Consider the following 7,403-nt stretch of genomic DNA (forward strand, 5'->3'; position numbering starts at 1 on the left):
GCAATGGCTGGCTCGACCTGCAAAACCAGCATCTCGCCCTGAACGGGCACGAGATACGGGTCGATGGGCGGTCCTACGCCGAGCGCGGGATCGACGTCGTGCCGACCACCCATATCGGCGTCGCGGCTAAGGCCATCCAGCGCCGGGCGGAGCGCGAGGGACGCGATCCCAACCTCGAACGGCTGCGTGTCTTCGACGAGAACCGGGCCGAGACGTTGAGGCGCATCCAGCGCCGTCCGGAGATCGTGCTCGACATGATTTCGCGGGAAAAGAGCGTGTTCGATGAGCGGGACGTCGGCAAGCTGCTGCATCGCTATGTCGACGATGCCGGAACCTTCCAGCACTTGATGGCGCGGGTGCTGCAAAGCCCCGATGCGCTCCGACTGGAAAGAGAGTCTGTCGAGTTCGCCACGGGCGCACGGGCCCCCGCGAAATACACGACACGCGAGCTGATCCGGCTCGAAGCGGAGATGGCACGGCGCGCGGTCCACCTCTCGGGCAGGGCGGATTTCACGGTAAAGCCGCCGGCCATCGCGGCCGTGTCCGCGGGGCACACCAGCCTCTCGGCCGAGCAGCGTTCCGCCATCGCGCATCTGGCGTCCGGAGAGAGGATCGCGGCGGTTGTCGGCCGTGCTGGGGCGGGCAAGACCACGATGATGCGGGCCGCACGCGAAGTGTGGGAGGCCGCAGGCTATCGCGTGGTTGGCGGCGCCTTGGCAGGCAAAGCAGCTGAGGGATTGGAGAAGGAGGCGGGCATCGAATCCCGCACGCTGGCCTCCTGGGAATTGCGTTGGAAGAACGGTCGGGACGGCCTCAATGACAGAACGGTTTTTGTCCTGGACGAGGCCGGCATGGTCGCGTCGCGGCAGATGGCGCTGTTCGTCGAAACAGCGTCAAAGGCAGGCGCGAAGCTCGTCCTGGTCGGCGATCCCGAGCAGCTCCAACCGATCGAAGCGGGGGCGGCGTTCCGCGCGATCGTCGAGCGCATCGGCTATGCCGAACTCGAAACGATCTATCGCCAGCGCCAGCAGTGGATGCGCGACGCCTCGCTCGATCTTGCCCGGGGCCGGACGGCGCAGGCCCTGTCCGCCTATGGTCACCATGGACGTCTGTTCGGCTCGGAGTTGAAGGCGCAGGCGATCGACAATCTGATCGCCGATTGGAATCGCGATTACGATCCATCCAAATCGACTTTGATTCTCGCGCATCTGCGCCGCGACGTCCGTGCGCTGAACGAAATGGCGCGGGCTAGACTCGTCGAGCGCGCTCTGGTCGAAGCGGGACATGCGTTCCGGACCGAGGACGGCGAGCGCCGGTTTGCGCCGGGCGACCAGATCGTCTTCCTGAAGAATGAGGGCTCGCTCGGCGTCAAGAACGGCATGATCGGCAAGGTCGTGGAAGCCGAGCCGGCGCGCCTGGTCGCCGAGATCGGTGAGGGCGAGGGCCGCCGCCGCGTCGAGGTCGATCAGCGCTTCTATCGCAATATCGACCACGGCTATGCGACGACCGTGCATAAGGCGCAGGGAGCGACGGTCGACCGGGTCAAGGTGCTGGCAACGCTGTCCCTGGACAAGCACCTGAGCTATGTCGCGCTGACCCGTCATCGCGAGGATGTGGCGCTCTACTACGGCCGGCGTTCGTTCCAGAAGGCCGGCGGCCTGACCCCGATCCTGTCGCAGCGCCGGGCGAAGGAAACCACCCTCGATTACGAACGCGGCAGCCTCTATCGCGACGCGCTGCGCTTTGCCGCGAACCGCGGACTGCACATCGTCAAAGTGGCGCGCACACTCGTGAACGACCGCCTGCGCTGGACGGTTCGCCAGAAGCAGCGCCTAGCCGACGTCGGCCGTCGGCTGCGCGCGCTCGGCGAAAAACTCGGCCTCGTCGATGGCCGCAAACCCATCATCAGCACCGCACACAAGGAGGCGAAGCCCATGGTCGCCGGCGTGACGACGTTCCCCAAATCCGTCATCGACACGGTCGAGGACAGGATCCTCGCCGACCCCGCCATCAAGAAACAGTGGGAGGATGTGTCCACCCGCTTCCGCCTCGTCTTTGCCGATCCCGAGCGCGCGTTCCGCGCGGCGAGCTTCGACGCCATGCTGAAGGACCCAGCCGCTGCAAGCTCGACACTCGCGCGTCTCGCCTGGAGCCCGGAATCCTTCGGGGCGCTGCGCGGAAAGATCGGTCTGCTGGCGGGCAAGGCTGACAAACAGGAGCGCGAGCGCGCGGAGGCCAATGTGCCGGCGCTCAAGCGCGACATCGAGCGTTACTTACGTCTTCGGACCGAAGCCGAGCACAAGCATGAAGCCGAGGAACGCGCGACCCGACAGCGTGTCGCGATCAACATCCCCGCTCTGTCGCGCGACGCGCGTCGCGTGCTCGAGCGCGTGCGCGATGCCATCGACCGCAACGACCTGCCGAGTGCGCTCGAATTCGCACTCGCGGACAGAATGGTGAAAGCGGAAATCGACGGTTTCAACAAGGCGGTCGCCGAGCGCTTTGGCGATCGCACCTTCCTGCCGAACGCGGCCAACGAAGCGAAGGGGCAGGCCTTCGAGAAGGTGGCCGCCGGCATGGATCCGGCGCGGCGCGAGCAGCTGAAAGAAGCCTGGCCCGCCATGCGCGCGGCACAGCAGCTCGCAGCAGGGGAGCGCACCGCGCAGGCCCTCAAACAGGCCGAGGCGCAGCGTCTGACCCAGAGCCAGGAACAGACCCTGAAATGACCATCCGACGTTTCCCTCTTGTGATCCTGGCGGTTGGCGCCGGCCTCATTGCCGCCGTGGCGGGCGCCGGCTGGTGCGCCGGACTGCGCATCAACCTGACGCCAAGCTACCCGCGGGGCCTGTGGCGGATCGAGCCGCTGGATCGTGAGGCCGCCGTCGGCGATCTCGTCTTTATCTGTCCGCCAGCCACGGCTGAGTTCGAACGCGCGTTCGCGCGCGGTTACATCCGGCGCGGACTTTGCGCCGGCGGCTTAAGCCCGCTCATCAAGACCGTCGCCGCCATCGGCGGCCAGCAGGTCGATGTGGCTGATCAGGTTTCGATCGACGGCCGTCCGCTCCCCGATTCCGATGTCCGGCACACCGATGCCGCCGGCCGTCCTCTCGCGCCGTTTGCCGGCGGCGTCATTCCCGCCGGCGAGCTCTTTCTCCACTCCGACTTCGCAGGCTCCTATGATTCCCGCTACTTTGGCCCGATCCCGTCATCGGGCATTCTCGGCCTCGCCCGGCCCGTCTTCACCTTTGGCCCATAGCTCCTGGCGCGGCGCGGCGATGGCCGTCGCCGCGGCCGCCGTCGGGGCTGCTGCCTGGTGCGGTCACGCGCTCGCCCTGCCGCTCGCCTGCGCCTTCCCGGCGCTGTGGGCGTTCGCGCCGTCGAGGGTGATCTCAGCGGCGGTGAGCGCGGCCTATTTCCTTGCGGCATCGCGCGGGCTGCCGCAGGGCGTCGTCAATTTCTACGGCACGGATTTCGGCGTCGGCATCGCCTTGTGGATCGGCGCGGCGGCGATCTTCGCCCTTGTCCACGCCGTGCTGTGGCAAAGGCGGCCGGGATGGGGGAGGGCGCTTTGGTTTGGGCTCGGGACGGTCTTGATGAGCGTGCCGCCTTTCGGGGTCGTCGGATGGGCGCAGCCGATCACCGCGGCCGGGGTTCTGTTTCCCGGATGGGGATGGTGGGGACTGGCGGCAACTGTGGTGATGCTGCTCACCATGACAACCGGCGCATGGCCTGCCGCGGCGATCGTCGCGGCCGGCTTCTGGGCCTGGTCGGCGGCGCACTGGATCGCGCCGGCCCAAGCAGACGGATGGGCCGGTCTCGATACCAAGCTTGGGCGCGGGCTCGGCCGGGCCCCGGACCTTGAGCAATCCCAGGCGCTTCTCCAGAGCGTGCGCGAAGCGAGCGCAGCCGGAGCGCGGGTTGTCGTGCTTCCCGAGAGTGCGGCCGGGCTGTGGACACCGACTACGAGCGGCTTCTGGATGGACGGCCTTCGCGGCACCGACATCACGGTGATCGTCGGTGCCGCGATCGTCGATCGCCAAGGCTATGACAACACCATGATGGAGATCAGCGCCGGTCGCGCGCGCCGGCTCTATGGCGAGCGCATGCCGGTACCAATCTCGATGTGGCAGCCCTGGCTCGCATGGACGGGGCAGGGCGGAGGCGCCAGGGCCACCTTCTTCGGCAACCCCGTCGTGGAGGCCGCCGGCCGGCGCGTCGCGCCGCTGATCTGTTACGAGCAGTTGCTCGTCTGGCCCGTCCTGCAGTCGATGCTCCACTCGCCCGACGTGCTTGTCGCGATCGGCAACGATTGGTGGACCACCGGCACCGGCATCCTCCCGATTCAAAGAGCGGGCACCCAAGCCTGGGCGCGCCTGTTTGGGCTGCCGCTCGTGCTCTCGTTCAACACCTGAAGGGGTTCATCATGATCGATGCCGCCACCATCCATCAATGTGCCGATCCGGGTCTGAAGCCTGCGATCGTCGAGAAATTCATCAGCGCGGTCGGATCGCCCGATCCGCTCGCCGTCACCATCCGCGCTGGAAACCGCGTCATCCTTGTGACACCGCCCAAGACGCCAGATGATGCCATGGAATTGGTCCGCCGTTACGTCGGCCAAGCCATGCGCTCCCTTGGCGCGGATGGCGTCGCGGGCCTGCTTACCATTGTGACGACCTCGCCCCTTATCAGGGTGGGCGCCAGTACCTTCTCGGCATAGAGCGTGAAGAACTCGCCATTGATGGGACTATCAGTGACCCAGGGGGCGCTGATCCGGTCGTGACGCAGCGCCGCGATGAAGGTCATGGTCTTCCAATGGCCGAAAAGTGCAGATGCTTGGAGGCGCTGCCCGCAGGGCCCCCAGCCGCGCAACGGCGCCATGTTGATTTTGATCCAGGTCTCGTCGATAAACACCAGGCGCGAAGCTTCAATCCTGCCTTGATGTGCCTTCCAGCGGGTCCGTTTACGGGCGACGTCGAGACGATCTTGTTCGGTGGGACGGATCGTTTTTTTGAAGCTAAGCCCCTCGGCGTGAACAAAAGTCCACACCGCCCACACGTTAGTCTTGATCCCGCGTGCGGCCAGTTCCCGTGTCAGCTTGCGCAAGGAGAATGGCCCCGAGCGAATGCGCTCGCGCAGCCAATCGGCATTGGCATCTGACAGAACCCGCTTCTTGTGGCCGCCGATCTTGCATGGCGACAGGCCCCCGGTATCCCGCCTCAGATTCTTTTTGCAATCGAACGAACCGTCTCGCCCGCGTCAGCGCGCCAAAGCTCGTTCGCGAATATCTTCCGAATAGGGTCGCGTCATCCATACTGGCCCCCGTGCTCGAGCATGGAGTTTGAATCAGAGATCAGCCCTCCTGGGAATCTTGAGGGTTCTGTGAGGTCGCGGGGTAAAGGCCAGCCGCGCGCGCGGTGGCGCGTGCGACCTCATAGAAGCCGGATTGAACGAAGCCGCGGAGTTGTGGGCGCTATGGCGATAGTGCAGCTGGTGCGCCTGCGGGGAAGGCGCGCCTGTGGTCGCCGCGCGTCGGCGCGACGTTCCTCGGATGTGAGGGGCCCGATTGATCGGGCCAAGGGCGCGATGCCGCGAGCGATTTGCTGTGCTGGGATGCGCGGCCGAACGATTGGCAGGATGTTCGGTGACGAACGCGGCCACGGCGACATCGGACGTTGCCACCGAGAAGGTGATCACGGAAGGGGTCGATGGTGCAGGTGCTGGTCATGACGTGTCACAACGAAACGGATGGTCGCGCGCGCAGGCTCGCGGGACGACGTCGATGCGCCGCATGGTGCCGCCGCAATGTGGGCAGGCGGGGATCTCGCATTTGACGAGGGGATCGCCGCCGGCTTGTTGATCAGCCGGAGCGTTGCGGACAGCAAGGAGTTGACGGCAAAGGGCGATTTTATCATTGCGTCCGCCATTGGCGAGGAAGCCATAGTGGCGGATGCGGTGGAAGCCGTCCGGCAGGGCGTGCAGGAGAAAGCGACGAATGAACTCACCGGCATCAAGCGTCATCACCTTGGCTTTGCGATTTTGCCGATAGTCCTTCCAGGAAAAGCTCACCTTGCCATCGGCTAGTGAGATCAGCCGACTGTTGGCGATGGCGACGCGATGCGTATAGCGGCCGAGATAAGCCAGCACCTGTTCGGGCCCGCCGAATGGCGGCTTGGCGTAGACGACCCAGTCGGTCCGTCGAAGCTGATCAAGCCGCTTGGTGAACGCGGCGGGATCGGCGAGATGGGCGAGATCACCAAAAAAGCCCAACTGGCCAGCGGCGAAGGCAGCTTGCAGCTCTTGCAGAAACAGGCGGCGGAGCCGAGAGAGCACGCGGACCGGCAGGAAGAAGCCGGGCCGGCAAGCGACCCAGCGTGTGCCGTCGGGCGAAGGTCCACCACCAGGCACGACACAATGGACATGCGGATGGTGTTGCAGGGTCTGGCCCCAGGTATGGAGGACGGCAGTCACGCCGAGCTGGGCGCCGAGGTGCTTGGGGTCGGCCGCGATGGTGGCGAGCGTCTCGGCGGCGCAGCGGAACAGGATGGCATAGACGACGACCTTGTTCTGGAAGGCGATCTCTCCGGCTGGGGCTGGCAAGGTGAAGACGACGTGGAAATACGGTACGGGAAGGAGGTCGGCTTGCCGTTCGGCGAGCCATTGCGCGCGTGCCGCGCCCTGGCACTTCGGGCAATGCCGATTACGACAGGAGTTGTAGGCGATGCGTGTCGCACCGCAGTCGTCGCATTGCTCGACATGGCCGCCGAGCGCTGCTGTCCGGCACGCGGTGATGGCGCCCATCACGCGCCGCTCGACGCGACCGAGATGACCGGCATACGCCTGTCGAAAAGCTTCGCCGTGGCGGCGGAAGATGTCCGCCACCTCCAAAGCCGGACCCATGATGCCCGATCAGCCGGGTGGAACGATCTCCAATCGCAGCCGGTCAAGCGGACTCGGGGTCTGGCTGATCGTTTTGGTCGCAACCTGGGCGTAGCGTGCCGTGCTTTGCAGGCTGGCATGGCCGAGCAGCACCTGGATGACACGAATGTCGGCGCCGTTCTCCAGAAGATGGGTCGCAAAACTGTGCCGTAGCGTGTGCACCGTCACGCGCTTGTTCAGACCGGCTGCGATGTGGGCCGAGCGGCAGGCCGCGTGCAGCACGGTCGCATCAAGCGGCCGCTCACTGTCGCGGCCGGGAAATAGCCAGCGTGTCGGTCGGGTTAGCCGCCAATAGGCCCTGAGAATCTTCAGAAGCTGCGGCGAGAGCATGACGTAACGGTGGGAATGTCAGATATTTTGTGTAAGAGACTTCTGTGAAGGGTGAATTGCAGTCGTTTGTTTTATCAGCCGGACATTGGTGTCGATCCCATGGTGGCTAACAGTGGCCGGGCAGCAAGCTCTGTCAA

General features: G+C 65.5%; 5 protein-coding genes and 2 pseudogenes. 4 read left to right on the forward strand and 3 right to left on the reverse strand.

Annotation, left to right across the window (positions count from 1 at the left end; genetic code table 11):
* The 4 genes and pseudogenes from traA to ACZYOF_RS41025 all read left to right on the forward strand — a co-directional run.
* Nucleotides 1-2,726 (forward strand): Ti-type conjugative transfer relaxase TraA (traA, locus tag ACZYOF_RS41010; RefSeq protein WP_463719308.1); only part of this gene is annotated, 2,726 nt, incomplete at its 5' end.
* Entirely contained in the window at nucleotides 2,723-3,256 is a 534-nt protein-coding gene (traF, locus tag ACZYOF_RS41015; RefSeq protein ID WP_463719309.1) for a conjugative transfer signal peptidase TraF, read from the forward strand. The genes traA and traF, both read left to right, overlap by 4 nt.
* Nucleotides 3,246-4,412, forward strand: a complete 1,167-nt coding sequence (locus ACZYOF_RS41020) for a conjugal transfer protein TraB (protein ID WP_463719310.1) — start codon at nucleotides 3,246-3,248, stop codon at nucleotides 4,410-4,412. Before traF ends, ACZYOF_RS41020 begins: the two co-directional genes overlap by 11 nt.
* Nucleotides 4,413-4,423: 11 nt before the next feature.
* A pseudogene (locus ACZYOF_RS41025) lies at nucleotides 4,424-4,636 on the forward strand (conjugal transfer protein TraH); the annotation flags it as partial.
* On the opposite strand, the gene ACZYOF_RS41030 reads toward ACZYOF_RS41025, so the two are convergent.
* The 3 genes and pseudogenes from ACZYOF_RS41030 to ACZYOF_RS41040 form a co-directional block, all read right to left on the reverse strand.
* Nucleotides 4,606-5,103 (reverse strand): transposase, encoded by a 498-nt coding sequence (locus tag ACZYOF_RS41030; protein ID WP_463719312.1) that lies wholly within the window; start codon nucleotides 5,101-5,103, stop codon nucleotides 4,606-4,608. The pseudogene ACZYOF_RS41025 and the gene ACZYOF_RS41030 overlap by 31 nt on opposite strands.
* Nucleotides 5,104-5,721: 618 nt before the next feature.
* Nucleotides 5,722-6,897: an IS91 family transposase gene (locus ACZYOF_RS41035; RefSeq protein ID WP_463719311.1), complete on the reverse strand. Its 1,176-nt coding sequence runs from the start codon at nucleotides 6,895-6,897 to the stop codon at nucleotides 5,722-5,724.
* Nucleotides 6,898-6,906: 9 nt separating this feature from the next.
* Nucleotides 6,907-7,275 (reverse strand): annotated as a pseudogene (locus ACZYOF_RS41040) (tyrosine-type recombinase/integrase); the annotation flags it as partial.
* Between the last annotated feature and the right edge of the window lie 128 nt (nucleotides 7,276-7,403).

This window comes from Bradyrhizobium sp. LeoA1Lang (assembly GCF_055413685.1).